The 24,522-nt window shown below is 38.7% G+C and carries 23 protein-coding genes; 12 read left to right on the top strand and 11 right to left on the bottom strand.

Annotated features, from left to right (window positions below; translation table 11 throughout):
- Positions 1-38 precede the first annotated feature (38 nt).
- Together epsC and cysM are read left to right on the top strand one after the other, a co-directional pair.
- Positions 39-830, top strand: a complete 792-nt coding sequence (gene epsC, locus LU635_RS12365; protein ID WP_240099689.1) for a serine O-acetyltransferase EpsC — start codon at positions 39-41, stop codon at positions 828-830.
- Positions 827-1,711: a cysteine synthase CysM gene (gene cysM, locus LU635_RS12360; protein WP_240099687.1), complete on the top strand. Its 885-nt coding sequence runs from the start codon at positions 827-829 to the stop codon at positions 1,709-1,711. The genes epsC and cysM overlap by 4 nt, the downstream gene beginning before the upstream one ends.
- A 145-nt stretch (positions 1,712-1,856) precedes the next feature.
- On the opposite strand, the gene LU635_RS12355 is transcribed toward cysM, so the two are convergent.
- Both LU635_RS12355 and LU635_RS12350 read right to left on the bottom strand, forming a co-directional pair.
- The gene (locus LU635_RS12355) at positions 1,857-2,420 is read right to left on the bottom strand and encodes a hypothetical protein (protein WP_240099685.1); all 564 of its coding nucleotides are present in this window, start codon (positions 2,418-2,420) and stop codon (positions 1,857-1,859) included.
- A gap of 101 nt (positions 2,421-2,521) precedes the next feature.
- Positions 2,522-3,235: a Crp/Fnr family transcriptional regulator gene (locus tag LU635_RS12350; protein WP_240099683.1), complete on the bottom strand. Its 714-nt coding sequence runs from the start codon at positions 3,233-3,235 to the stop codon at positions 2,522-2,524.
- A gap of 212 nt (positions 3,236-3,447) precedes the next feature.
- On the opposite strand from LU635_RS12350, the gene LU635_RS12345 reads away from it, so the two are divergent.
- Positions 3,448-4,962, top strand: a complete 1,515-nt coding sequence (locus LU635_RS12345; protein WP_240099682.1) for a DEAD/DEAH box helicase — start codon at positions 3,448-3,450, stop codon at positions 4,960-4,962.
- Here LU635_RS12345 and LU635_RS12340 read toward each other — a convergent pair.
- The 3 genes from LU635_RS12340 to LU635_RS17240 all read right to left on the bottom strand — a co-directional run bounded on the left by LU635_RS12340 (position 4,959) and on the right by LU635_RS17240 (position 8,303).
- Entirely contained in the window at positions 4,959-5,435 is a 477-nt protein-coding gene (locus tag LU635_RS12340; protein ID WP_240099680.1) for a DoxX family membrane protein, read from the bottom strand. The two genes, LU635_RS12345 and LU635_RS12340, sit on opposite strands and share 4 nt — an antisense overlap.
- 107 nt (positions 5,436-5,542) lie before the next feature.
- Complete coding sequence (locus tag LU635_RS12335) at positions 5,543-7,840, bottom strand: penicillin-binding protein 1A (protein ID WP_240099678.1); 2,298 nt, start codon at positions 7,838-7,840, stop codon at positions 5,543-5,545.
- Between the two features lie 328 nt (positions 7,841-8,168).
- The gene (locus LU635_RS17240) at positions 8,169-8,303 is read right to left on the bottom strand and encodes a hypothetical protein (RefSeq protein ID WP_255749831.1); all 135 of its coding nucleotides are present in this window, start codon (positions 8,301-8,303) and stop codon (positions 8,169-8,171) included.
- A 618-nt stretch (positions 8,304-8,921) separates the two neighbouring features.
- Between LU635_RS17240 and LU635_RS12330 the strand changes: the two genes are divergently transcribed.
- Positions 8,922-9,776, top strand: coding sequence for an SdiA-regulated domain-containing protein (locus LU635_RS12330; RefSeq protein ID WP_240099676.1), 855 nt, complete (start codon positions 8,922-8,924; stop codon positions 9,774-9,776).
- Here the strand turns inward: LU635_RS12330 and LU635_RS12325 are convergent, their stop codons facing one another.
- Positions 9,777-11,063: a dipeptidase gene (locus LU635_RS12325; protein WP_240099674.1), complete on the bottom strand. Its 1,287-nt coding sequence runs from the start codon at positions 11,061-11,063 to the stop codon at positions 9,777-9,779.
- A gap of 118 nt (positions 11,064-11,181) precedes the next feature.
- Here LU635_RS12325 and LU635_RS12320 point away from each other — a divergent pair, with 118 nt between their 5' ends.
- From LU635_RS12320 to LU635_RS12310, 3 genes are read left to right on the top strand one after another with little or no spacing between them, the layout of a single operon-like run.
- A complete protein-coding gene (locus LU635_RS12320; protein ID WP_240099672.1) occupies positions 11,182-12,633 on the top strand; it encodes a RimK family protein in 1,452 nt (483 codons plus the stop codon).
- A 1-nt stretch (position 12,634) separates the two neighbouring features.
- Positions 12,635-13,855 carry a glutamate-cysteine ligase family protein gene (locus LU635_RS12315; protein WP_240099670.1) on the top strand — a complete coding sequence of 407 codons (1,221 nt, stop codon included), beginning with the start codon at positions 12,635-12,637 and terminating at the stop codon, positions 13,853-13,855.
- Entirely contained in the window at positions 13,852-14,553 is a 702-nt protein-coding gene (locus tag LU635_RS12310) for an N-formylglutamate amidohydrolase (RefSeq protein WP_240099668.1), read from the top strand. Before LU635_RS12315 ends, LU635_RS12310 begins: the two co-directional genes overlap by 4 nt.
- Before the next feature lie 31 nt (positions 14,554-14,584).
- Here the strand turns inward: LU635_RS12310 and LU635_RS12305 are convergent, their stop codons facing one another.
- Positions 14,585-14,995: an OsmC family protein gene (locus LU635_RS12305; RefSeq protein ID WP_240099666.1), complete on the bottom strand. Its 411-nt coding sequence runs from the start codon at positions 14,993-14,995 to the stop codon at positions 14,585-14,587.
- Between the two features lie 151 nt (positions 14,996-15,146).
- On the bottom strand, positions 15,147-15,578 hold the full coding sequence (locus LU635_RS12300; RefSeq protein ID WP_240099664.1) for an FKBP-type peptidyl-prolyl cis-trans isomerase: 432 nt from the start codon (positions 15,576-15,578) through the stop codon (positions 15,147-15,149).
- Between the two features lie 188 nt (positions 15,579-15,766).
- Between LU635_RS12300 and LU635_RS12295 the strand changes: the two genes are divergently transcribed.
- The 4 genes from LU635_RS12295 to LU635_RS12280 all read left to right on the top strand — a co-directional run bounded on the left by LU635_RS12295 (position 15,767) and on the right by LU635_RS12280 (position 19,242).
- A complete protein-coding gene (locus tag LU635_RS12295) occupies positions 15,767-17,233 on the top strand; it encodes a Gfo/Idh/MocA family protein (RefSeq protein ID WP_240099662.1) in 1,467 nt (488 codons plus the stop codon).
- Positions 17,234-17,239: 6 nt separating this feature from the next.
- Entirely contained in the window at positions 17,240-17,698 is a 459-nt protein-coding gene (locus LU635_RS12290; RefSeq protein ID WP_240099660.1) for a 3D domain-containing protein, read from the top strand.
- A gap of 54 nt (positions 17,699-17,752) precedes the next feature.
- Positions 17,753-18,823 (top strand): transporter substrate-binding domain-containing protein, encoded by a 1,071-nt coding sequence (locus LU635_RS12285; RefSeq protein ID WP_240099658.1) that lies wholly within the window; start codon positions 17,753-17,755, stop codon positions 18,821-18,823.
- Between the two features lie 266 nt (positions 18,824-19,089).
- On the top strand, positions 19,090-19,242 hold the full coding sequence (locus LU635_RS12280) for a hypothetical protein (RefSeq protein ID WP_240099656.1): 153 nt from the start codon (positions 19,090-19,092) through the stop codon (positions 19,240-19,242).
- A gap of 1 nt (position 19,243) precedes the next feature.
- On the opposite strand, the gene LU635_RS12275 is transcribed toward LU635_RS12280, so the two are convergent.
- Positions 19,244-19,888 (bottom strand): hypothetical protein, encoded by a 645-nt coding sequence (locus tag LU635_RS12275; protein WP_240099654.1) that lies wholly within the window; start codon positions 19,886-19,888, stop codon positions 19,244-19,246.
- A gap of 100 nt (positions 19,889-19,988) precedes the next feature.
- Here LU635_RS12275 and LU635_RS12270 point away from each other — a divergent pair, with 100 nt between their 5' ends.
- Positions 19,989-21,323 (top strand): aspartate kinase, encoded by a 1,335-nt coding sequence (locus tag LU635_RS12270; protein ID WP_240099652.1) that lies wholly within the window; start codon positions 19,989-19,991, stop codon positions 21,321-21,323.
- Between the two features lie 76 nt (positions 21,324-21,399).
- On the opposite strand, the gene LU635_RS12265 is transcribed toward LU635_RS12270, so the two are convergent.
- Entirely contained in the window at positions 21,400-22,638 is a 1,239-nt protein-coding gene (locus LU635_RS12265) for a glycosyltransferase (RefSeq protein ID WP_240099650.1), read from the bottom strand.
- A 24-nt stretch (positions 22,639-22,662) separates the two neighbouring features.
- Positions 22,663-24,474 (bottom strand): SLC13 family permease, encoded by a 1,812-nt coding sequence (locus tag LU635_RS12260; RefSeq protein WP_240099648.1) that lies wholly within the window; start codon positions 24,472-24,474, stop codon positions 22,663-22,665.
- Between the last annotated feature and the right edge of the window lie 48 nt (positions 24,475-24,522).

Here is a 24,522-nt window from a genome sequence, read left to right as displayed (position 1 = left end):
CATTTGAATTGACTAAATTTGATTTGACATTATCAGCTATGAAAATTGAAGAAATAATATCCCAGATTGAGGAACAAAAGAATCTTCCAAACCTCAATCTAAGTGTTAAAGAAAAAACCGAAGCTTTTACCCATAAGCTTTTCCATACCTTGTTTGATAAACAAACTCCGGTAAGGGATTATTTAATGGAATTGGGGATGGATTTTGAAGTTCTGGCCAAACTGGTATGCTGGGAACCCGGCGCACCATGTAAGGATATCTGGAGTGAATATCTGGAAATGCTTCCAGGGATTTTAAAGAAACTTAATCTGGATGCCCAGGCTATTGCGCGAAATGATCCTGCAGCAAACTCTGTGGAAGAGGTTTATCTGTCTTATCCGGGCTTCTTTGCGATTGCGATATATAGATTAAGCCATGAGCTCTATAAATTTGGTCTGCCGCTGGTACCAAGATTAATGACCGAATGTGCTCATAGTCTTACGGGAACCGATATAAACCCTGGAGCGAAGATTGGCAATGCTTTCTTTATTGACCATGCGACCGGAGTAGTAATAGGGGAAACGGCGGTTATAGAGGATAATGTGAAGATATATCAGGGGGTTACACTGGGAGCATTAACCGTTGATCGAACTCTAAGGAATGTTAAACGACATCCTACCATCAAGAAAAATGTTACCATCTATGCGAATGCCACTATTCTGGGGGGAGAAACTGAAATAGGGGAGAACAGCATCATTGGAGGAAATGTGTGGTTAACAAAATCGGTACCTGCCAACTCAATGGTTTCTCATACTCCGCAAATTAGCATAAAAAATACAGCAGATAAATGAACGATTCTATTCTAAATCTAGTAGGGAACACGCCTTTGGTAAAGGCTCAGCGAATAATTACTAAACCGGGCGTAGAGCTTTATTTTAAACTGGAAGGCCAGAATCCTGGTGGGAGCGTAAAAGACCGTGCTGCTTATAATATGATAAAGAGTGCCCTGGATAGGGGCGATATTGATAAAAATACCAAACTCATTGAGGCTACCAGTGGTAACACAGGCATAGCCCTTGCCATGATCGCCGGGATATTTGGATTGGATATTGAACTTGTAATGCCTGAAAATTCTACTATAGAAAGGGTTCAGACCATGAAAGCCTATGGAGCCAAAGTGATCTTAACAAGTGCAGATGACGGTATTGAAGGTTCCAGGGATTATGCTGAAGATAAGATGAAGTCTGGTGATTATTTTATGTTAAATCAGTTTGGAAATGACGATAACTGGAAAGCCCATTATCAAACTACAGGTCCAGAGATCTGGAATGATACAGATCATAAGATAACTCATTTTGTTTCTTCAATGGGTACTACCGGAACCATTATGGGGACAAGCACCTATATGAAAGAAAAGAATAAGAACATACAGATTGTTGGAGTTCAGCCAACAGATGATTCCCGTATTCCGGGTATTAGAAAATGGCCGGAAGCTTATCTACCCAAAATATTTGATCCCCGTAAAGTAGACCGAACCCTTGAAGTTAGTGAAAAAGAAGCTGTTATTATGACTAGAAGGCTTGCAGAGGAAGAAGGCATATTTGCCGGGATGAGTAGTGGTGGAGCGGCAGTGGCTGCCGTGAGACTTTGTAATGAACTGGAAAGCGGGCTTGTAGTAAGTATTGTATGTGATAGAGGAGACAGGTATTTATCTTCAGACCTGTTTGAATAAAAATGAGAAGGGCTGTGTGAAGATATTAGCGTTAACTTTGTGATTATTGATCTGAGAGATCTACCATTATTATTAACTACTATTACATTTTAACACTGTCTTATGAGGTAGGACAGACGCTTAAAATCTTCACACAGCCTTCATTTTAATACTTCTCAATAGTGGCTACGCCTATACCGGAGGCTCTAGCAGGAGTTATTTTCAATTTTTCCCTGTCTTTTCCTCTTTCTAGGTGAACAAGATATTTCTCCTTGTCTATACCATCTTCCATACCAGCTGCGATATATTTATTCTTTGTCATAGTCCAGCCTTCATACTGGGCGAATACCTGGTTACGAATCTCAGGTGATAAAGGAATATCTTTAAATTTCTGATATGTTCTAACCAAATTTCCCTCTTTGTTGTACTGTGCTAACAGAACCCCATTACTACTTTTAACTGTAATGTCATACTGATCCAAATTTTCACCTGCTTCACGCATGAAACGATAGATATCAAAGTTTTCAACGAGGAATTTAATGGCATTGGACTGGAATTGCTTGGCGTAATTTTCTTTTACTCGTACAATTCCATTGGTATAGTCTTCAAAGACTACCTGAGCGGTCGGTTCAAATGTCAATTCAGCTTCTTCTAACTGAATAACTTTTTGTGAGTAAGATGTTAAAACAAATCCTACTGCTACTAACATTAAAATGATGAACTTTTTCATGATGTAAAGTTTTAATTGATGAATAAATTATTTGAATGAGGTAGCAAGATAAATACGATTTTCAGATTATTAAACTACTTAAGTAGCACAAATACAATATTTTACAGTTTTTTATTTTGTTTCTCAAGCTCTCTTAATAGAATAGAAATATCTTTTATTTCTACCTGGTTTCTAGCTATTTTAATTGAACCATTTTTTTTGAGTATTTGAAGGTGGCGGTTTACTACAGCACGGGTAGATCCAATAAGATTTGCAAGTTCTTTATTGGGCAGGTCATTGATGTGTTCCAGTTGTTTTGAATTATTGTTCACGTTGTTCAAAAGTAATCTTAACAGCCTGGTGGAAATATCTGTAAATATCAATTGTGAAACATTGCTTTCCAGCATCCGCATCATTTTAGCGGCATAGGAAAGAAAGTTTTGATAGTGCACAGGGTTTTTATTCAGCCATAACCTTAGTTTATCCATGGGAATTGCCAGAACCTTGATATTGTCAAGACATTCATAATAAACATGATGTTTTGTTCCATCCATAAGACAGAACAGGTCAAATACGTCTGCTTTCTTCAAAAGGAACAGGGTATGTTCCTTTTCACTGAATTCATCAACATTATACATCTTGATGCGACCAGAAATTACTATATAGAAATGAAATAAAAACTTTTGATGATTAAGGATACATGTTTCTTTAGGCCATCTCTCCTCATGAAAATTGACCAGTAATTCCCTCCAGTGGTCATCGGTCATCCCACTAAACAGTTCACAACTTCTCAAAGTTGAAATATACTTATCGAATAGATTATTTCCTGAAGTCAAATCTTGAAAATCTTTTAGTTAGTAAATTTATAGGGGGGATGCAGGTGCTTTTATGAAGGGCTTAAAAGCAATTTGGAGGACTTCTCTGCAATATCAAATTTACAATAATTTTAAATGAATTGCATTTTTAAAGGGGGGAGATTATTCCCCTAATTTTTGAGTAAAGCGTAAAAATGCCTTATTTTTGCAAAATTGCTTACTTAACAGAATTTATGGCGGTAGAAACATTTGGTATTGAAAAAAAGAAAGTAGACAAGAAACTTTATGACTATCAACAAAAGGATATAAATAAAATATTCGGGGTCATAGATGAAAATCCTGAAAGGTATAATCTTCTCTATCAATTGCCTACAGGCGGGGGTAAGACTGTGATTTTCTCACAGATTACCAGGGAATATATTCAAAGGACAAACAAAAAGGTTCTTATACTTACCCATAGAATTGAACTTTGTAAGCAAACTTCAAGGATGCTTTCCGGTTTTGGGGTTCGCAACAAGATCATAAACAGCAAGGTGAAGGAACTTCCAGACCAGAATGACTATATGTGTTTTGTCGCTATGGTAGAAACCTTGAATAACCGGCTTAATGATGAAAAGCTGGAGATAAAGGATATAGGTCTTGTGATTATTGATGAAGCTCATTATAATTCTTTCAGGAAGCTATTCAAGTTTTTTGAAAATTGCTTCATTCTTGGTGTAACTGCCACTCCGCTAAGCTCCAACATCAAACTTCCCATGAAAGATAATTACAGGGAACTTATTGTTGGAGACTCAATTCAATCTCTTATCGAAAAGGGGTTCCTTGCCAGGGCAAACATTTATAGTTACAACGTGGGCTTAACCACCTTGAAAGTTGGGATGAATGGGGATTATACAGTAAAGTCTTCGGAAGAGCTTTATTCCAATTATAGCATGCAGGAAAAACTACTCACTGCTTACTATGAAAGATCCAAAGGCAAAAAAACACTTATATTCAATAATGGTATAAATACCTCGGTAGAGGTCTATTATACCTTTAAGAATGCCGGTTTGCCAATTCGGCATCTTGATAATACAACCAGTAAACAGGAACGAAAAGATATTCTGAAATGGTTCAAACATACTCCTGATGCAATCGTGACCTCGGTAAGTATACTTACCACTGGTTTTGACGAGCCTACAGTAGACACCATTATTCTTAACAGGGCGACAAAATCCCTTACCTTATATTTCCAGATGATAGGCCGTGGATCAAGAGTTCTTAAGAATAAGGATGAGTTCACAGTGATAGATTTGGGTAATAATCTGGCCAGGTTTGGTCACTGGAGTACACCGGTAGACTGGAAGCAAATATTCAGATCTCCAGATTTCTACTTTGAGAATCTTCTTAGTGACGAAGAGATCGAAAGAGAGTTCCAGTATGAAATGCCTCCTGAAATTCGTGAGAAATTCTCGAATACCGAAGAGGTGAGCTTTAATATTGAAAAGGCTTATGATGAAGTTATCAAAAAAGGTTTGAGGTCCAAGTCGGTTTTAGAATGGTCTTTGGAGCAGCATGTGAAAATGTGCGTTGAGAATAGTGAAGATGTTTTTGATGCCAGGATACTTGCTAAAGAACTTAAAGATGATATCGCATCCCGGATCAAACAATATTCTTATTGCATAAGTAAGAGCACAAAGAATTATCGCGACTGGCTGGAGGAAGATTATTCAAGAAAATTAAGGATGCAGATAAATAAGGAATTTTAAGAGTCAGGTTCAGCATCAGAGGATTTGATATTATTCTCCACAAATTCGGGTTCTCTTATACTTCCCCCAACTACGATAGCTGCACTGATAATTATCAGGTTTTTAAGGATATACTGGCCTTCCATACTTAATTTAAGAGGAATTTCTGTGAAGCAGACCTCGGGAAGTATGATAAGTGGAAGGAAGGTGCCTGGCATTTGAAATACCAAAAGAAATATTGCCAGCCTTATAGTTTTCTTAAAACATAAGAATATACCTATAAGCACTTCCCAAACACCAAGAACCGGGATGAAAACCTCCGGGTCGAACCAAAAGACCGTGGCAGCTACTACATCAGATGCCGGACTGTCTCCGGTGATTTTCAAAAAACCAAACCATATAAAAATCAGTGCCAGGGAATACCTTAGGATAGGTTTCCCATGAACATACATCCAACGGGAAATTTTAAAATCCAGTTGTTTAATTTTTGACAAATTTGATTTTTTATTCACCAGACCACTTATAAAATATCTTTAAACAAATGTAGTATTAGAACCAAATCACTTTTATGAGTCTATTAAATAAGTAAAATGTACAAATTTTAATTATCATCATTTTTTCCGAATAAACGCTGAAAGAAACCTTTTTTCTTTTTCTTCTTTTTGGGTTTGTTTTCTCTCTTTTGGTCGCTTCCGGAAAAGAGACGTTCCAGGAAGTTATCTCTCTCCTGTGGCGGGCACTCCATCATTTCAGCCATTTCAGATGAAAGAGGAGTGAACCTTGAACCAGTGATCTCGTCAAAGGCAGAATCTGCATTCATCTTCTGCATTAATCCGCCAAATATTGGTAGGGCAGAATTAGCGCCCTGACCTATGGCAGTGTTCCTGAAACCTATCCTGTGATCATCATTTCCCACCCAGGTTACGCAAACGAGTTCCGGATTCATACCTACGAACCATCCGTCCTTATTATCCTGCGTGGTCCCTGTTTTTCCAGCCAGGTCATTACGAAGTCCATATCTGTACCTTAGTCTGGCAGCCGTTCCTTCATTTACCGTAGCCTGCATCATATTGATCATGATCTTCCGGGTCTTTTCTGAAAAGGCTCTGGATTTGGAGATTTCAGGCTTGAATTCAGCCAGCAGATTACCATTCCCGTCTTCAATCCTGCTTATATAGTAAGGTTCAGAATAATGCCCATTATTCACAAAACTGGTGTATGCTGTTGTAAGTTCGCTTAAGCTTAAAGAGGCAGTCCCCAGGGCTATTGATGGGACTTCGGGAAGATTAGACTCTATCCCCATTTTCCTGGCCTGGTTGATAACATTTCCAATGCCAGTTTCCATCAGGACCTTGACCGCTATAGTATTCATGGAACGGCTTAAGGCCATTTTAAGGTTATAGTTCATATGGGGATCGTCACCTTCAGAAGAGGAATTTGAAGGTGTCCAGCCATCCTCATAGGTCACTTCTCTCACCGAGAAATAGGAGCAGGGATCCATGCCACTTTCCAGAGCCGCAGCATATACTACAGGTTTAAAGGTAGATCCCACTTGTCTCTTGCTTTGAGCAACATGATCGTATTTAAAGAACCTGAAATCAACACCACCTACCCATGCCTGAACAGCTCCATTTCCAGGATCCACGGCTAGCAATCCTGAATTAAGAAATTTCAGATAATGAGAGATGCTATCTATGGCACTCACATTTTTGGTTTCCATGCCATCATAACTAAATAGTTCAGTGGGATGTGATTGATCCATCTTTTCCATGATCGCAGCCTCACTCAACCCTTCTTTCTGTAGTTTTTGATATCTGTCAGATTTTTTTATCGCATCCTGAAGTATTTCTTTATTCCTGATCCATGGGGCATAATTTCCGTAGGAGTTCTCATGCTGTTCCTGTAATGCGGTCATATGCTCTATCATCGCTTCTTCTGCCAGCTGCTGCATCTTATAATTGAGAGTAGTATGAACAATGAGACCATCCCTGTAGATGTTGTATTTCTTTCCGTCCTTGTTCTTCAGGGTATCCAGAACCCTGCTAACTTTTTTTCTTACTTGTTCCCTGAAATAAGGTGCAATCCCTTCATCATGGCTGTAACTTTTATAGTCCAGAACCATTGGCTGCATTTTGGCTTCTTCAGCTTCTTCCATGCTTAAATAGTCATATTTAGCCATTTGCATAAGCACTACATCACGTCTTAACCGACTTCTTTCAGGGAATATTCTGGGATTGTAATAATGACTGGCTTTGAGCATTCCAACCAGAACCGCAGCTTCTTCAAGATTCAGTTCAGAGGTGTTCTTATCGAAGAATTTAAGCGAAGCACTTTCTATCCCGTAGGTGTTATCACTGAAAGGGACGGTATTGAAATAGAGTTCTATGATTTCATCTTTGGAATAAATATCCTCCAGGCGCTTAGCGATGATGGCTTCCTGCATCTTGTTTATCACGATCCCGAATATTCCAAAATCCCGCCTGCCATATATATTCTTGGCCAGTTGGAGAGTGATGGTACTACCGCCTCCTGCCGACTCGTCCTGGAGTAAAATAGATTTAAAGAAGACCCTTAATAGACTGCGGTTATCAATACCATCGTGTTCATAGAATCTTGCATCTTCCGTTGCGATAAGAGCTTCTATAAGATAAGGGGGCAGCTGGGAGAATTCTATGGGCTGTCTATCGTAAACATAAAACTTCCCTATAAGTTCGCCATTGGCCGCCAGTACCTGGGTGGCTTTGTTTTGTTTAAGTTCAGTAAGCTCTTTTGACGTTGGGATCTTGCCCCACATTCCAAAATAGATGCTGCCAAAGAATAGAAAGAAAAGGGCAATTAAACTTAATAGAATTATCAGTGCCCATTTGAGTTTGGGATGCCGTTTTATTTTTTCTAGCATTTGTATGAAGGTAAAAGCTGCAAATAAACAAATGTTTAAAGCAGGACCTTCAATTTTAAGCTTATTTTAATGTTTTTTAACCAAAAATTATAGCCGGTGAACTGCGGTTCACCGGCTAGGTTGAAATAATTTTCATACGAGGGGATTTTTGTTGGATTATGCGTAACGTCTTCTTGAATACCAGCACGTTCTTCCGGCGGTACTTTTAAAGTTTAAAAAGGATTTTCGATGAGTTAAATTCCCTTCTCTTCCTGTGGCAAAATCCTGGATGATATTAGAAAAAGCTGTCATGATTGATGAATTTTGATTGATGATTAATGTTGATGAATTATGCAAATTGTCTTTGATGATACCAGTGCAAATGAATGGTTGGGTTCTTCAGGTTCAAAAATGGCCTTCTATGTGTTAAGCCTCCTTCTTTACTTGAACCAAAATCCTGGATAATACTGTCTAAAGTTCTCATGATTGATGAAATTTAAAATTTAATGCATGTTAATGAATCCTTCTATTGAAAATAGAGTTTCCGGCATTAGCTTCTGTGTTCATAAAAAGCTTTCTGTTCTTGGTGTTACCTGCTAGAGTTCTCATGATTGATGAATTTTAATTGTTGATGAATAAGTTTGTTTAAATGTACCTTCTTCTACCATAGAAGCTGTTTTGTGATGCATTAGCTTCTGTGTTCATAAAAGATTTTCTGCTTTTGGTGTTACTAACTAAAGTTGTCATGATTGATGATTTTTAATTGTTGATGATTGATTAAATGAATCTTCTTCTACTGGAGAAACTAAATGGGGGTGTATTAGCTTCGGTATTCATAAAAGATTTTCTGTTCTTGGTGTTACTTACAAAAGTTGTCATAATTTCAATATTTTAATGATTGTTTGTACTTAATAGACGACGATAAAAAAACTCTGTTACAGTACTATGTAATAAAAGGTACTGATTTAACATTACTTTAACTTTAGGGTCAATTAGTTAAAAATCATTCACTTGTAGCAGAGGCATGGTTACTTCAAAGTATTGTTAATCTTTTTGAGGAGGCAACTCATAATTGTAATTTTATTTTTCAAAATAGATCTTCATGACTAAATGGGCTATAGGAATAGTTGTTACAGTATTAATACTTGCAGGAATTATTTATGCGGTCTATGAGAATAACGATTATGATTTTAGTGATGCTGAAAAAAGCTACGAAATAGTGGAGGAGTGGGAACTTCCTGGTGAACTGCGGGAAGTTTCAGGAATGGAATGGGCAGGAGAAGATAAGATTGCCTGCATTCAGGATGAGGATGGAATAATCTTCATTTATGATCTGAAGGCTTCGAGGATTGTTAAACAATATAGATTTGATGCAGGAGGCGATTATGAGGCAATAACTCTTCTTGAAGATAATTACTGGGTAGCAGAAAGTAATGGTAGGTTATTGCGGGTAGAGGATATAAATGGGCCCGAAGGAAATTCTGAAGAAGTTAAGTTAAAATTTGAATACAGAAACAATATTGAAGGTATCGCTGCTTCAGATGCCGGTGACCTGTGGATTTCTGTAAAGGACAGGAACCTTGATAACCAGGGAGATTATAAAGGCATTTATTCCTTCAACCCTGAAACCGGTATCCTTGATATGGACCCGGTATTAAAGGTGAAATACAATGATCCTGAATTTGATGTTTTCAGGACAAGTAATCCCAGAAAACTTATCAGGCCTTCCGATCTTTGTTTCGAGCCATCCACAGGGGATGTTCATATACTGGATGCAGAGTTTCAGAAAATACTTGTTGTGAACAGGAATTCAGGTAAAATAAAAAAGATCCATTTACTGGATCCAGCAGAATTCCCTCAACCGGAAGGTATTTGTTTTAGTCCTTCCGGCAGGTTGTTTGTTTCCAACGAAGGGAAATTTGGAGCTCCCACTATTAAAGAGATCAAACTACAATGATCAGGATTTTTGCATTTTTCCTGACACTGCCTGAACTTCATCTAAAACCCGTAGCAGGTTTTCACCCCAAAGTTTCGCTATCTCATCTTCGGAATAACCTCTTTTCACAAGTTCAATAGTAATATTAAGCGTTTCGGAAGCATCGTCCCAGCCTTCAATTCCGCCGCCACCATCAAAATCTGAGCTTATTCCAACATGATCTATCCCGATCTTTTCCACCAGATAATCTATATGATCTACAAAATCTGAAACATTCACTGGTTTTATTTCATTTTTGAGTTTTTCGATCTCAGGAGCCGAGGACTGTCTTAATGTCCTGTAGGATTCATAGTATTTTTCCCGGGCATCTTCTTCAAGGTTTCTCACACTATCTCTGGGAAGGATCTCAAAATTCATCTCTTTGGCTTTTTCCTGAAATACCTTTTGACTTGCGGTGTCAAAAGCATTATGCTTTTCTGTATTCAGATAAGCACTGAAAGCAACCGTATGTACCACTCCGCCGTGCTTTTTAAACAGTGCCAGCAATTCGTCGTCAAGATTCCTGCTATGGTTACAAAGAGCGCGAGCCGAAGAATGGGATGCGATCAAGGGAGCCCTGGAAATCTCGAACATCTCCTTTATTGCTTCTTTACTGGGATGTGAGACATCTATCATAATACCCCATTTATTCATTTCAAGTACTGCCTTTTTTCCCAGTTCACTTAATCCGCCATGCAACCATTCATCGTTTTCCTCTCCTGTATTTGAGTCGCAGAACTGGCTGTGTCCGTTATGTGATAATGACATGTAGCGGGCGCCACGATCGTAAAATTCCTTTATCCTGCTGAGATCCTCCGCTACAGGATATGCATTTTCAACACCTATCATCGCCACTTTCTTTCCTTCGGCAACAAGTTTCCTAACTTCATCAGAATCGGTTGCCAGACCTATCTTATCTGGGGCAATCTCTTCAGTTAAACGGTGAATGGCCTCAAACTTCTGAATGGCATTCTCATAAGCAGCGGCATATCCATCTTCATTTAGCTCTCCCTGTCCCGTATAGACTATAAGCCAGCTTACATCCAGACCCCCGGCTTCCATTTTTGGAAGATTTACCTGGGTGCCGAGATCCATCGTATAGTTTTTGTTACTGGTAAAATTCTTTACATTGATATCATTATGAGTATCTATAGTGATCACTTTTTCATGGATGCCTTTTGCTTTTTCTATGATTTTCTGATCTGTGTCCTGTGAATTTGCCATAAATGAGCTAAAAAAGAGAAGTGTTCCGATGATTCTAATGTGCATAATATTACTGTAAATTTGATTTGAAGCACTGAATTTAAGAATTATTATTATGCTGAACTTAAATTTTAATTTCTGACCGGTTTTTAATCTACATTTGAATAAAATTTTTCATTCATTAATGAATAAATATATAGTTGTAAACAATCCCGAGACCTGGACGATCTCCCCTGAACATGTAAAGGTTATTTCATCCAGGGATTACCTAACCAATCCTGAATATTCAAAACTTAAGAAAGCCAGGATTTTCAATCTCTGTAAGGACTATTCATACCAGTCTAAAGGTTATTATGTCTCGCTCCTTGCTGAAGCCCGGGGACATATGGCAATTCCTACCGTTAAGAATATAGTTGATATGGGGGAGCCAAAGCTGGTTAAAATAGTTTCAGAGGATTTTGATGATCTCATTCAGCAGTCACTGAAAAATATAAAATCCCAGGAGTTTACTTTAAGTATCTATTTCGGGCAGAATGTGGCAGCAAAGTATAAAGAGCTTAGTGCAATGTTCTTCAGGCATTTCCAGATCCCATTTCTAAGAGTGAGATTCAATTTCACTACCCGCTGGAACATACGAAACATAAAGGCAATATCAGAAGCGGAGATCCCCGAAGAACATACAGAAAGTATGCTTCTCTTCGCCGAACAGTACTTTGCCAAAAAAAGATATGACACTCCGAGGGCAAATCCTTTTGAATACGACCTGGCTATTCTGGTACAAGCCCAGGATGTAGCGCCTCCCAGTAATGCAAAAGCACTTAAGAAATTTACAGAACTGGCTGAGAAAATGGGATTTTATACCGAGGTGATCTCGCCAAAGGAACTTTCCAGACTTTCTGCTTTTGATGCTTTACTGATAAGACAAAGTACCGAGGTTAATAATGAGGCTTATGCTTTTGCCAGGAAAGCCCAGCAGGAAGATATAGCTATAGTGGACTACCCGGATGCAATCCTGAAATGCTGTAATAAGGTTTTTATGGCTGAAGCCATGGAAAATGCCGGTATTCCCACTCCAAAGACCGTGATAGTACATAAGGATAATAAGAACCTGGTCCTGGAAAAAATAGGAGTTCCGGTAGTACTTAAATCACCAGATTCCACATTTTCTTTTGGGGTTAAGAAAGCCATGACCGTGGAAGAATACCATGAAATGGTAACTGCCATGCTCAAAAAATCTGAACTGGTGATCGCCCAGGAATTTTCTCCTTCAGAATATGACTGGAGAATAGGGGTGCTGGACGGTAAACCATTTTATGCCTGCCGTTATTATATGGCCAAGGGGCACTGGCAGATCTATAACTGGAATGCCAAAAAGAAAGACGACCAGGATGGAAATGCAGATTGTTGGCCTATCGAAGAAGTTCCGGCGGAGATCATAAAGAATGCGGTGAAGGCTGTAAAATTAATGGGGAAAGGTCTGTATGGGGTAGATATAAAGGAAGTGAACGGCAAAGCACTGGTAATAGAGATCAATGACAATCCGAATATCGATGCAGGGGTGGAAGATGCCTATTACGGAGATAAGGTGTATACAGATATACTAAAAGCTTTAAAGAACAGACTCGAAAACAAATAATATGGCATATCATCTTTTTGAGGTTTATGGGATTGAACTTGAATATATGCTTGTTCGCAGGGCTGATTTTAAAGTGAATCCTATAGTAGATAAATTGCTAACCAAGAAGAATGGCTCCCTTACTTCTGATGTGGAAAACGGCAGAATAGAATGGAGCAATGAGCTGGTAGGGCATGTTGTGGAGATCAAGACCAACGGGCCTACAAAAGATCTGGAAAACCTGGATCTTTTATTTGCGGAAAATGTTAAAGAAATAAACGACCTTTTAGAGGATTCCGATACATATTTACTTCCGGGGGCTTCACATCCTCTTATGGATCCAAATACTGAAACTCAGTTATGGAAACATGATTATAGCAAGATATATGCCCTGTATAACAGGATATTTGACTGCAACGGGCATGGCTGGAGCAATGTACAGAGCATGCATATAAACCTTCCGTTTTATGATGATGCTGAATTTGAAAAGCTACACGCTGTAGTTCGCGTTATTTTGCCTATAATTCCGGGACTTGCTGCAAGTTCTCCTGTATTGGATGGAAAATTTACTGGTTATAAAGATACCCGAATGCATTTCTATAAAACCAATCAGAAGGAGATACCGCAGATGACCGGTAAGGTAATTCCCGAAAAGGTCTTTAAAAAGGCAGATTATTACAAGACAATTTTTGAGCCGATAACTGCGGCTATAAAACCTTTTGATACTGATAATTTACTCGATCATCATTTTCTGAATTCGAGAGGAGCTATTTCCAGGTTCGACAGGAATGCTATTGAAATCCGGGTTATAGATGTTCAGGAAAACCCTTCAGCAGATGTGGCTATTGCAGCCTTCATAATTGAAGTACTGAAATTATTTGTTGGAGAGGAGCTTGTTTCCCTCGAAGATCAGAAGAAATGGCATGAAGATGAACTTTTCGAGATCTTTGATGAAGTGATAAAGGATGCCGAAAACACCCTGGTCACTAACAAAACCTATTTGGCCATATTCGATCTGGGGAAAGAGAGTGACGTTAAAACAATCTGGAAGAAACTTTATCATTTTGTAGGAGGGAACCTATGTGAAAACCACAGGAAGCATATTGAATTCATTCTACAGAATGGAAGTCTTTCTACAAGGATACTTAAAGCTTTAAGAAATGATTTCTCCAGTGAAAATATCATTAAAGTTTATTCAAGGTTAGGGGATTGTCTTCAGGAAAACAGGATGTTCAGACCATGAAACTTGTATTGACCTGTGAACACGCCGTATCCGATATTCCATCGAAATACCGGCAATTATTCAGGAAAGAACCTGAAATTTTGCAAACCCATGAAGCTTATGACCCGGGTGCCTTTGACCTTTATGAAGAGTTGGAAGCAATTGCAGATTTCAGTCAGGCACAGGTTGTAGGACGCTTATTAGTGGAAACGAACAGATCGGTAAAAAACAGGAATTTGTTTTCGCGTTTTTCATCGGTACTTGAAAAAGAAGATAAGGAAGAGATTTTGAAGTCATTTTACCATCCATACCGTCAGATAGTTCAGGAGAAGATCAAAAACCATATAGATTCCGGAGAAAAATTAATTCATATATCTGTTCATTCTTTTACACCGGTCTTGAAAGGTGTAAAACGAAACTGTGATATAGGCCTGTTATACGACCCGGGAAGAAACGATGAAAAGAAATTCTGCCGGGAGTGGGGAGCCCTGATGAAAAGTCAAAGACCGGACCTGAGGCTCAGGTATAACTATCCTTATTTAGGAAAGGTTGATGGTTTTACAACCACTCTTAGAAAATCTTTTACTGAAAATTACCTGGGTATCGAGCTGGAGGTGAATCAGTCCTGGGTAAAAAATAATATTATGGAAGGATGGCTTAAGGAATTGGTTACAGATTGTCTCGGTAAATTATTAGAAAAGAAAAAGCCTCAGAAATGAGGCTTTAAATATTAGGTAAAAAGATCATTCTCTATTTAAGATCATATTCCAGTGTGATCTCTGCCTTAAGTAGTTTGGACATCGGACACTTCTCTTTTGCTTTATTCGCGAGCTTTTCAAATTCATCTTTGTCAATTCCCGGAACCGTAGCACTTAGAATTAGATGAGATCTTTTAATTTCACCTTCTTCCAAAGTGATTTCTGAGGTTGTCTCAATTTTATCAGGTTCAAACCCCTCTTCACCCAAAAAAGCTGAAAGCTGCATACTAAAGCATCCGGCATGAGCCGCTCCAACCAGTTCTTCAGGGTTGGTGCCTTTTCCGCTTTCAAAGCGTGATTTAAATGAATATTGTGCGTCTTTCAGAACACCACTTTCAAGACTTACAGTGCCATTTCCTTCTTTTAATGATCCATTCCAGATAGCTGATCCTTTTCTTTTCATAATTTAAATTTTAATGATTGCTCCCTAAGTTACTAAGGCAGTTAATAAAGAGAAAAGAATTATAAAAATCTTAACCAAAAATCTGTTTTTTGTCCATAAAAAAACCCGGAGCAATTACCCCGGGCCTTTCATGAATGGTATATAATTGAAATTACTTGATCTCAACTACTTCAAGATCAAAAATAAGATCTTTTCCTGCAAGCGGATGGTTGGCATCTACTACAATACTGTCATCCTTAACTTCACTTACCACAAGGTTGATCTCACGACCATCAGGTCCTTTAGAAACAAGTGGCATTCCAACTTCAGGTTTTAGCTCTTCTGGTAACTGATTCTTTTCAACTTCCTGGATTAGTTCAGGTTTAGGGTCTCCGTATGCTTCATCTTTTGGTATGTTGATAGTCTTTTTCTCATTCACTTCCATATCGATAAGGCCTTGCTCAAAACCTGGAATAAGCTGACCCTGACCAAGAGTGAACTCTATTGGCTCTCCTCGTTGCACTGAACTATCGAAAACCTGGCCGTCTTCTAGCTTACCAGTGTAGTGTACCTTAACGGTGTCATTTTGCTTTACTTGACTCATAAAAATATATTTTCTATTAAAATTTGGGCTGTAAATTCATTTTCAGCCATTTAAAGCTGCAAATGTACAAGTATCCTGCCGAAACACAAATAACACGACAGATTAACCGATTATGATACATTTTGTCATATTTTATTTAAATTGGGACAATATTATTTATTGTCTCAAAAAAACAATTCAAATTACCCATGAAAAAAACCACTATTAAGAATTCAGCACAGGACTCCCGTCGGGACTTTATCAAAAAATCAGCATTAGTAGGCGGAGCATTTATGATTGTACCGCGCCACGTTCTTGGAGGACCTGGATTTATTGCTCCCAGTGATAAACTTCTAATTGCCGGAATTGGAGTGGGAGGAAAGGGTCAGAGTGACCTGCAGAGTTTTTATGAAAGTGGTAAGGCTGAGATTGCCTTTTTATGTGACGTTGATGACCGCCGTGCCGCAACTTCCAGAAAGAACTTCCCAAAAGCCAAATATTATAAGGATTACCGGGAAATGATAGAGAAAGAATCCAATAATTTCGATGCGGTATCCATTTCCACACCAGATCATAATCATGCTGTGCAAACAATGGCCGCTATGGAACATGGTAAGCATGTATATGTACAAAAACCTCTTACACACGATATTTACGAAGCACGTAAACTAACCGAAGCAGCCGAAAAGTTTAAAGTAGTTACCCAAATGGGAAACCAGGGAGCTTCTGGTGACGGAGTTAGAAAAATGAAGGAATGGTATGATGCCGGACTTATAGGTGAAGTTGAAGAAGTTTATGTTTGGACCAACAGGCCTGTATGGCCACAGGGTATTCCATGGCCAAAGTCCTCTTCTCCCGTACCTTCGGAACTTGACTGGAAATTATGGCTGGGAACAGCACCTTATAAGGAATATGTAGACGGACTGGTGCCCTTTAACTGGCGCGGTTGGTGGGATTATGGCACAGGAGCCCTGGGAGATATGGGGTGTCATTTAATAGAACCTCCTTTTAGTGTGCTTGGCCTTAAATACCCAAAAGAAGTAGAATGCAGTGTGGGAAGTGTTTATGTTGATGAATTCCGCAGAGGTTATTTTCCAGAAAGTTGTCCACCTTCGAGTCACGTTATCATGAAGTTTGATGGTATGGAGGAAAATTCTAAAGACATTACTCTTCACTGGATGGATGGAGGAATTAAACCAATGCGTCCTGAAGAGCTTGGTGCCGATGAAACCTTTGGAGATGGTGGAAACGGAGCTCTTATCATAGGTTCCAAAGGAAAAATGATGTGTAGTACTTATGGAGCCAACCCAAGATTACTGCCAACTTCAAAAACCGATGAAGTAAATGTGCCTCAGAAATATGAGCGGGTGCCGGGAGGTGCTGATGGACATTATGCTCAATGGGTAGAAGGAGCAATTGCAGGTTATGGTAATAAGAAGTTGAGTTCACCCTTTGAAATTGCCGGACCACTTACCGAAACTCTTCTGATCGCAAATCTTGCCATAAGAGGATATGATATTCAAAAGAGCAGGATGAATGAAGAAGGAGAAAAACAAATCTATTATCCGGGGAGAGATATAAAAATGCTCTGGGATGCTGAAAATATGAGGGTCACCAATTTTGATGAAGCAAACCAGTTTGTAAAGAGAGAATATCCTGAAGGATTCACATTATAATCTTGTATGCGCGTATGCCTGAAATTGCGAAATCACCGGAACAGTTATTTCTTTAAGTTACCGACTGTCCTACTTTTTTTAAGCATTTTTCCGGCTTGTAAAAGAATAAACAGGTCTGAACCTGAGGTCGACTGGGATACCATCTGTGTGACGGCTACAGCTTATAATTCGACCCATTATCAAACTGAAGGAGATCCGAGTATCACCGCCTGGGGTGATACTCTTAAGCCTGGGATGCGTGCTATAGCTGTTTCCCGGGATCTTTTAAGGATGGGCCTGGATCATAATTCCCAGGTGAAAATTGAGGGTTTTGATAGTATTTACCTGGTTAAGGATAAGATGCATTATCGCTGGCGAAACAAGATAGATATCTATATGGGCGAAGATGTTAAAAAAGCACGGAAATTTGGTAGAAAAAAGATCAATATGGCTTATATCTTTAAAAAAGACACCACACAAAACTGATTTTAGTTTATAAACAATATGTTTAATTTTTAAGCTTAATATAATTCCCTGCCAATGATACTGAATAGGAATATTCTTTTTTTCATACTAGCATTACTGATTTCTATTACCGGACTTTCTCAAAATGATACTTTGCCACAAGATGACAAACTAATTATTGGGATTACCGAAACTCCTCCATTTGTCGAAAAACAGGCGAATGGGTATTCCGGATTGAGTATAGCATCATGGAAACTTGTAAATGAACAGCTGCAGGCAGAATATGAATTTAAGGAATATGAAGATCTTCAAAGTTTATTGACCGCACTGGAAACAGGAGAAGTTGATTTGAGTGTGAATCCTATTACAGTTACAGATCAGCGAATGAAAAGGATGGATTTCTCCCAGCCTTATTTCATTTCACATACCAGTGTTGCGAAAAGAAAGGAATCAAACCTTCTAAAGCATCTTAAGAATTTTTTCAGCTGGGATTTCTTTTCGGTGGTTTTCCTGCTATTATTTGTAATATTTATATTCGGATTTTTGATCTGGCTATTTGAAAGGAAAAAGAACCGTGAGGAATTTGGCGGAAAATTTAAAGGTGTAATGCAGGGGTTTTGGTGGAGTGCTGTAACCATGACAACGGTAGGTTATGGAGATAAGTCACCAAGGACTACCGGTGGACGTATCATTGGTATTATATGGATGTTTATGGCGGTGATCATTATTTCAAGTTTTACGGCAGGGATCGCTTCTTCCCTTACTGTAAAAAGCATCAACGATGAGATCACAAGTATACAGGATCTTGAAAGGTTTGATGTAACTACCGTTAGCAGTTCCAGTTCCCAGGAATTGCTGGATCTCTATAATATTGAAACTAAACTGGTGAAGAACGGTCCTGCTGGAATAGAGGCCCTACTTAAGGAAGAAACCGCTCTTTTGGTATATGATGAACCCATCTTAAAATATGAAATTCAAAGACAGAATTTGTCTGATGATCTTGAAGTTCTAGGTCAGAGTCTTAAAAAGGATTATTACAGTTATGCCTTTCCAAAAGATTCAGAGCTTCTTAAGAAAATAGATCCTATCCTGGTAAAAACATTAAAGACCATGGAATGGAGTACATTAATTGAAGATTATAAATAATTATCCTGGTTCCAGATAGCTTAGAAAAAGGATCCATAGTATTATAAACATTACTATAATTCTTATACACCGAATCCTCCACCCGGTTTTTTAGCTCCTAATCCTGCGAACAGAGCTCTGATGATATTCTTAACTCTGTGATGCTTGGCTAAATAAAAACAGATTATTAACTAATTCAATACCCTTTTAGGAAAACTTAAAGTGCTATAAGGTTAGATTGTTGATTTTTAGTATATTGGATCCCGCTTTCCAAACTAACTATATTTATGGTAAAAAGAGAAAAAGAGGAGAAAGGACCTCAGGGCGAAATTCTCCGACCATTTAAAAAGGGTAAAGACAGCACAGTTTATATAGCAATAGTGATTATCATCCTGCTTACTGTGGTAGCCATGACCGGTGTATACTTCGAATACTGGTGAATTATTGCTTTATCTCATTCATAAGCAAAAAGGCTTTGTTTACGTATTCCTTTTCAAGGAAAAGAGCAAAATAATTGGAAGTCGAGATCATTTCGAATATGGGTATACCTTCATAGGCCAATAACTTAAATATATAAAAATACAGTCCTACAGTTTGCGAGCTATTTTGCGGCAGTGCAATGGTAATTGAAGAAAGCTCGTCCTTTACTGATACACGTACCTCATTTCTGAAACATTTTTCCACCAGATCGGTTAGGGTGGAGGAGACGAGAATATTGCTTTCCTGGTAATTACTTGAATAATTAAGGTAGACTCCTGTCTGGTCTTTAACCGCTTCCAGAAGACGTGCCTTATTGGATATGATGGTTTTTGAGTTTAGAAAGGTATACTCGGTGATCCCGGATCTAACGATGATATCTCCCATTTCCCTGAGACTGCGCATATTGATCTTAGTTCTACTTGGCGCGTACCTCCTCAGGGCCATAATGATGCTTCCCTGTTTTACTGGTTTTCTCATTTCCTTTTCGACCTGGGGCTGAATATCTGCCGCCAGACCACTAAAGTTTACTATGTCTCTGGCTATTGCATCGTCCAGGAATGGTTGATGTCTTATAATGTCATGTACGCAGGTGGTGATCGTCTTCATTGTTAATTATTAAACATTTTGTGCAAATGTATATAAAATGTGATATAATTTTTGCCTCATTCCTTTTTCATAATACCTATGCACCCGGAATTTACTGGTTATGAAAGTATTAAAATTTGGTGGTACTTCTGTAGGATCTGCTGCAAGTATCAGAAACGTAAAAAATATTATTTCTTCAAGGCCCGGATCTAAGCTGCTGGTTCTCTCAGCGATGTCTGGTGTTACAAATCAGCTGGTTGAGATTTCTGCCGGTGTTAAGAATGGGAATGTGAATAATATATTCGAAAGTATCCGGAATTTACGCGAGAAACATTTCGGATTGATTGATGAGCTTATAGAAGACCCTTCAGTTAACGAAGATGTTAAATCGGTTATATCAGCACAACTGGAGATACTACAGTCTGGATGCAGCGAGAAATGGAGTGAAGACCTGGAGGCCAGAATCCTCACTACAGGTGAAAGTCTTCTGACCTTTATTTTTAGTTCTTATCTAAAAGAACAGAATATCGGGAACACTTTGCTAGATGCCAGGGATTTTATGCATATCTCAAACCTGGAAAATCCGGATACCGGTTATGTGGGAGAACTTTTAAACGACATCCTTAAAACTTCTGAAGAGAATGACATTTTTATTACTCAGGGTTTTGTTCGTCTTGACAGGAATAATAATGTAAGCACTCTAAAAAGAGGCGGGAGCGATTATACCGCCACTATCTTAGGAGCGGCGATAAGAGCTTCAGAAATTCAGATATGGACCGATATTAGCGGGCTGCATAATAATGATCCACGATTTGTAGAGAATACGCATGCCGTAGCTCAGTTAAGTTTTGAAGAGGCTGCAGAGCTTGCATACTTTGGGGCAAAAATTTTGCATCCGCAGACCATTTCACCGGTAATTGGTAAAAATATCCCGGTATACCTGAAGAATACTTTTACCCCGGAGGCTCAGGGCACCTGTATAAGTGCCATTGCAGAAAGAAAGGGGCTTAAGGCAATTTCAGCCAAAGATGATATTACCGCTATAAAGATCAAATCCAACCGGATGCTGATGGCACACGGTTTCCTGAAAAAGATCTTTGAGGTCTTTGATAAATATGAAACGGCCATTGATATGATCACCACTTCAGAGATTGCTATTTCTTTGACTATAGACGACATAAGGAATCTTGATCTGATCATCTCTGAACTTGAACAGTATGGCGAAATAAGTGTTGACTCCAGTCACAGTATTATTTGTGTGGTGGGAGAAAGCCTTATTGAAGATAAAGGCACATCCAGATTATTCGAGATCTTACAGGATGTTCCGGTAAGGATGATCTCTTATGGCGGAAGCAGTAACAATATCTCGCTGCTGGTGGACACCCGGCATAAGATAGAGGTGTTAAAGAAACTGAATGAAAAGCTATTTGAAAATAATTTGGTTAAATCAGTTTAGTGGTTTGTGTAAAATTTAGTTAAACTGTTTTTTGTGTAGTGAAAACCGTCGGAAAGCTCAGGCTTCCGGCGGTTTTTTAATTTTTATTCCTGTTCTTTTCTTCGATGAACCTTGACATGTAATAGGTGCTTTTATGCAAATGATACTTAAGCATTTCACCCGTAAAATTCATGTGCCTATGAGCTGAAATATTGACCTTTATCTCCTCCAGCCGACTCTTTAAATTACTTTGAAATTCCTCTTTGCAGAAACGTGTATTGATGATCTCAACTCCGGCGATCTGTTTTTGGTTCCACAGGTTTTGGTCAGAATAAAGCTCAATTGCTTTGGTAATAAATTCATTTTCAGAGTCTGTTATAAAACCGTTCCACGGTAATTCAGAATTTATACCTTCAGCACCAATGTTTGTCGTAATGGACGGAGTCCCATTTTGCATAGCTTCGATTAGCTTGCCTTTTAATCCTGCACCAAACCTGATAGGAGCAAGGCAGATGCGTGCATTTCGCATGGCTTCTGAAGAATCTCCGGCCCGGCCATTTACTATAAAACCTGTCTTCTCATCATGCAGATTAAAGACCTTTTCTGAAGCATATGCTCCGTAGATCTGTATATTCGCTTCCGGCAATTTCTTCCGGATTTGCGGCCATATCTTTTCCTTTAAATATAGTACGGCATTCCAGTTAGGCTCGTGTAAAAAATTCCCGATACTTATAAAATCCTTACGCTCCTCAAAAGAAGGAAAGTTTCGGAGTTTATTTTCCGAAATCATTTCTAGCAAATAAGGGAGATAAAGCAGAATTTCTTTGGGAAGTCTGAACTCGGAAAACAGCAACTGCATTTCTGCTTCTGAAATAATAAGGCTTAAATCGCAACGATAGATCGCCGAGATTTCTCTTTTAGTAAGATCTGAATCAAAGTATAGGTCCTCTGCCTTTTCATTCTTTTTGAAAGCCCTTTCGCGAGCCTGCCGGAGAAAATGAAGATCTTCAGTATCCAGTATTTTGATGGCCTGTGGACATATTTTATCCACCCTCCAGCCGAACTGCTCTTCCATCATAAATCTGTCGAAAAGAACAATGTCCGGCTTAAATTCCTCCAAAAGATCATCAACTTCCGGATCGTTTAGCTTTATTCTTTTAGTATTGATTCCAAGCGAATCAAGATCGGCCATATTTCCGGTGTTTCTTGCGGTAGTACAAAACAGAACCTCATGGTCTTCTTTGCTCAAAAAATTAAGCAGTTGCATCATACGGCTACCTGCGGCCGAAGAAGTGGGCTCAGGCCAAACATAACCGATAACAAGGACTTTTGACATGGAATTTTTTTCAAAAATACCATTTTATAACTGTCCTGAAAGCAGAATGGTCGCCGTGATCCACAATGCAATGGAAAGAACACCGCCAATGATAAAGAAATGTTTGAACCGGTAAATCCCCATTCCGTAAATAATGGTATTGGTCTGGTAGCCTATAGGAGTAAAAAAACTAAAATTCGAGGCAAAAAGAACAGCCAGGATGAAGGGTTTAGGATCCATTTTCAAATTCGCTGCTATCGTGATGGCGATAGGTGTAATAATTATCGCTGTTGCATTGTTTGAAACGAATCCGCTTAAAAACATGGTCACAAAGAAAAGCAGACCGATAATGATGAAATCTGACTTATCATCGAATAGTCTCAATAGGTTTTCAGACAACCATTGATCGGCTCCCGTATTGTTCATTGCAACCCCAAGGGGAATCATACCGGCAAGAAGGAATATTATCTGCCAGTTTACCTGTGAATAGATTTTGCCCAGATCTATACACTTTAAAAAGATCATTAAAAAACATCCTATCAATGCGCTTTTTAGGATTGGAAATATTGAAAAAGCTGAAAGGGCTATAACTACCAGCAATATCCCAAAAGATAGGTTTCTCTTTAATTTAGTTGAAACGTCAATATCCTGATGCTCCTGTAAAATACTGATACTATCCATTTTCTTTAACTGTTCCATAGCATTTTCAGTTGCTTCAACAAGTAACCGGTCCCCAACCCTAAGTTCTATCTCATCAGACTTCCTGTTGAAAATCCTCCTTCCGGGATTTCGGAAACTTCTTCTTTTTCTTATCGCTAAGGGCACTGCGCCGTGCAGATCATACCAGCCTACAGTCTTGATGCTTTTACCTATTAAAGGTGAATTAGGAAGCATAAGGATTTCCACCACCTGAATGTTCTCTTCAATGTTTTCTGCTTCATCATCGACGGGTGCAGTTACTTCATAGTCTGAGTCTTTGATTATGGTAAGGTCTTCAGACTCCTTTAATTTGATAAGTTGCTCCATACTACATCTTAAAAGCAACTGGTCACCTTCTTTTAATGTGGTATATTTTCCAGGATGGTCATTGATAACCGCGTTTCTTTTTAGCCTTAGTACCTCTATTTCCTCTTCTTTTTGTCCGAATACTTCTTCCAGATTTTTATCGATCAGGTTCGAGCCTTTTGAGATAATTCCTTTAGTAATAAATTCATCCAGATCATAATCTTTGGCCAGATCAGTCTTTTTGCTTCTGGGGAGTACTTTAACCATGAAGCTTACAATAATTATAGTGATTGCCAGGAATATCACCCCGAACCATGTGAATTCAAAGAATTCAAAACGTTCAACCCCTCTTTTCACCGACTCCGCATTAACGATAAGGTTGGTAGAAGTCCCCATCAAAGTACAACTGCCACCAATGATCCCGGCATAAGAAATTGGAAGCAGAAGCCTGGAATTTGGAATATCATATCGCACCGATAATTCATTGATAATCTTTACAAATACCAGGACAACCGCCGTGGTATTAATAAAAGCCGAAATACCTCCTGCAATGAACATAAATACCGGAACCATTAAGAACAGGGGTAATCCTTTGAGTTTCTTTAATCCGCTTGTAAGCCAGTCTATAACGCCGTTGTCCTCAAGACCAATGGCAATGATCATAAGCGCAAGAACGGTAATGGTTGCAGGGCTTGAAAAGCCAGATATAGCTTCCTCCGGACTAACCAGATTTGTGACCAAAAGACCGACCATAATGAAGAAGGCGATCTTATCTACCGGAAATACTTCCAGTGAAAAAAGGAAGATCACCACCACAATTATCGTGAACAATATGATTATCTCCAGGCTCATAATTAATATTAAACTACTAAAAATAGTTCTTTGCCATACAGCGTAATA

The sequence above is a fragment of the Christiangramia crocea genome, from assembly GCF_022410465.1.
In the GTDB taxonomy this organism is placed as follows: domain Bacteria; phylum Bacteroidota; class Bacteroidia; order Flavobacteriales; family Flavobacteriaceae; genus Christiangramia; species Christiangramia crocea.
Note: the sequence above shows the minus strand (reverse complement) of the source record. Positions and strands in the feature narration are given on the sequence as shown.

What these genes read in the sequence shown, in the direction of transcription:
- LU635_RS12280 (WP_240099656.1), top strand. Translation starts at nt 19,090, where the DNA reads ATGGTAAAAAGAGAAAAAGAGGAGAAAGGACCTCAGGGCGAAATTCTC.
- LU635_RS12335 (WP_240099678.1), bottom strand. Translation starts at nt 7,840, where the DNA reads ATGCTAGAAAAAATAAAACGGCATCCCAAACTCAAATGGGCACTGATA.
- LU635_RS12305 (WP_240099666.1), bottom strand. Translation starts at nt 14,995, where the DNA reads ATGAAAAGAAAAGGATCAGCTATCTGGAATGGATCATTAAAAGAAGGA.
- LU635_RS12355 (WP_240099685.1), bottom strand. Translation starts at nt 2,420, where the DNA reads ATGAAAAAGTTCATCATTTTAATGTTAGTAGCAGTAGGATTTGTTTTA.
- LU635_RS12320 (WP_240099672.1), top strand. Translation starts at nt 11,182, where the DNA reads ATGAATAAATATATAGTTGTAAACAATCCCGAGACCTGGACGATCTCC.
- LU635_RS12325 (WP_240099674.1), bottom strand. Translation starts at nt 11,063, where the DNA reads ATGCACATTAGAATCATCGGAACACTTCTCTTTTTTAGCTCATTTATG.
- LU635_RS12345 (WP_240099682.1), top strand. Translation starts at nt 3,448, where the DNA reads ATGGCGGTAGAAACATTTGGTATTGAAAAAAAGAAAGTAGACAAGAAA.
- LU635_RS12260 (WP_240099648.1), bottom strand. Translation starts at nt 24,474, where the DNA reads ATGAGCCTGGAGATAATCATATTGTTCACGATAATTGTGGTGGTGATC.
- LU635_RS12310 (WP_240099668.1), top strand. Translation starts at nt 13,852, where the DNA reads ATGAAACTTGTATTGACCTGTGAACACGCCGTATCCGATATTCCATCG.
- cysM (WP_240099687.1), top strand. Translation starts at nt 827, where the DNA reads ATGAACGATTCTATTCTAAATCTAGTAGGGAACACGCCTTTGGTAAAG.
- LU635_RS12300 (WP_240099664.1), bottom strand. Translation starts at nt 15,578, where the DNA reads ATGAGTCAAGTAAAGCAAAATGACACCGTTAAGGTACACTACACTGGT.
- LU635_RS12275 (WP_240099654.1), bottom strand. Translation starts at nt 19,888, where the DNA reads ATGAAGACGATCACCACCTGCGTACATGACATTATAAGACATCAACCA.
- LU635_RS12330 (WP_240099676.1), top strand. Translation starts at nt 8,922, where the DNA reads ATGACTAAATGGGCTATAGGAATAGTTGTTACAGTATTAATACTTGCA.
- LU635_RS12265 (WP_240099650.1), bottom strand. Translation starts at nt 22,638, where the DNA reads ATGTCAAAAGTCCTTGTTATCGGTTATGTTTGGCCTGAGCCCACTTCT.
- LU635_RS12270 (WP_240099652.1), top strand. Translation starts at nt 19,989, where the DNA reads ATGAAAGTATTAAAATTTGGTGGTACTTCTGTAGGATCTGCTGCAAGT.
- LU635_RS12315 (WP_240099670.1), top strand. Translation starts at nt 12,635, where the DNA reads ATGGCATATCATCTTTTTGAGGTTTATGGGATTGAACTTGAATATATG.
- LU635_RS12285 (WP_240099658.1), top strand. Translation starts at nt 17,753, where the DNA reads ATGATACTGAATAGGAATATTCTTTTTTTCATACTAGCATTACTGATT.
- LU635_RS12295 (WP_240099662.1), top strand. Translation starts at nt 15,767, where the DNA reads ATGAAAAAAACCACTATTAAGAATTCAGCACAGGACTCCCGTCGGGAC.
- LU635_RS17240 (WP_255749831.1), bottom strand. Translation starts at nt 8,303, where the DNA reads ATGAGAACTTTAGACAGTATTATCCAGGATTTTGGTTCAAGTAAAGAA.
- epsC (WP_240099689.1), top strand. Translation starts at nt 39, where the DNA reads ATGAAAATTGAAGAAATAATATCCCAGATTGAGGAACAAAAGAATCTT.
- LU635_RS12290 (WP_240099660.1), top strand. Translation starts at nt 17,240, where the DNA reads ATGCGCGTATGCCTGAAATTGCGAAATCACCGGAACAGTTATTTCTTT.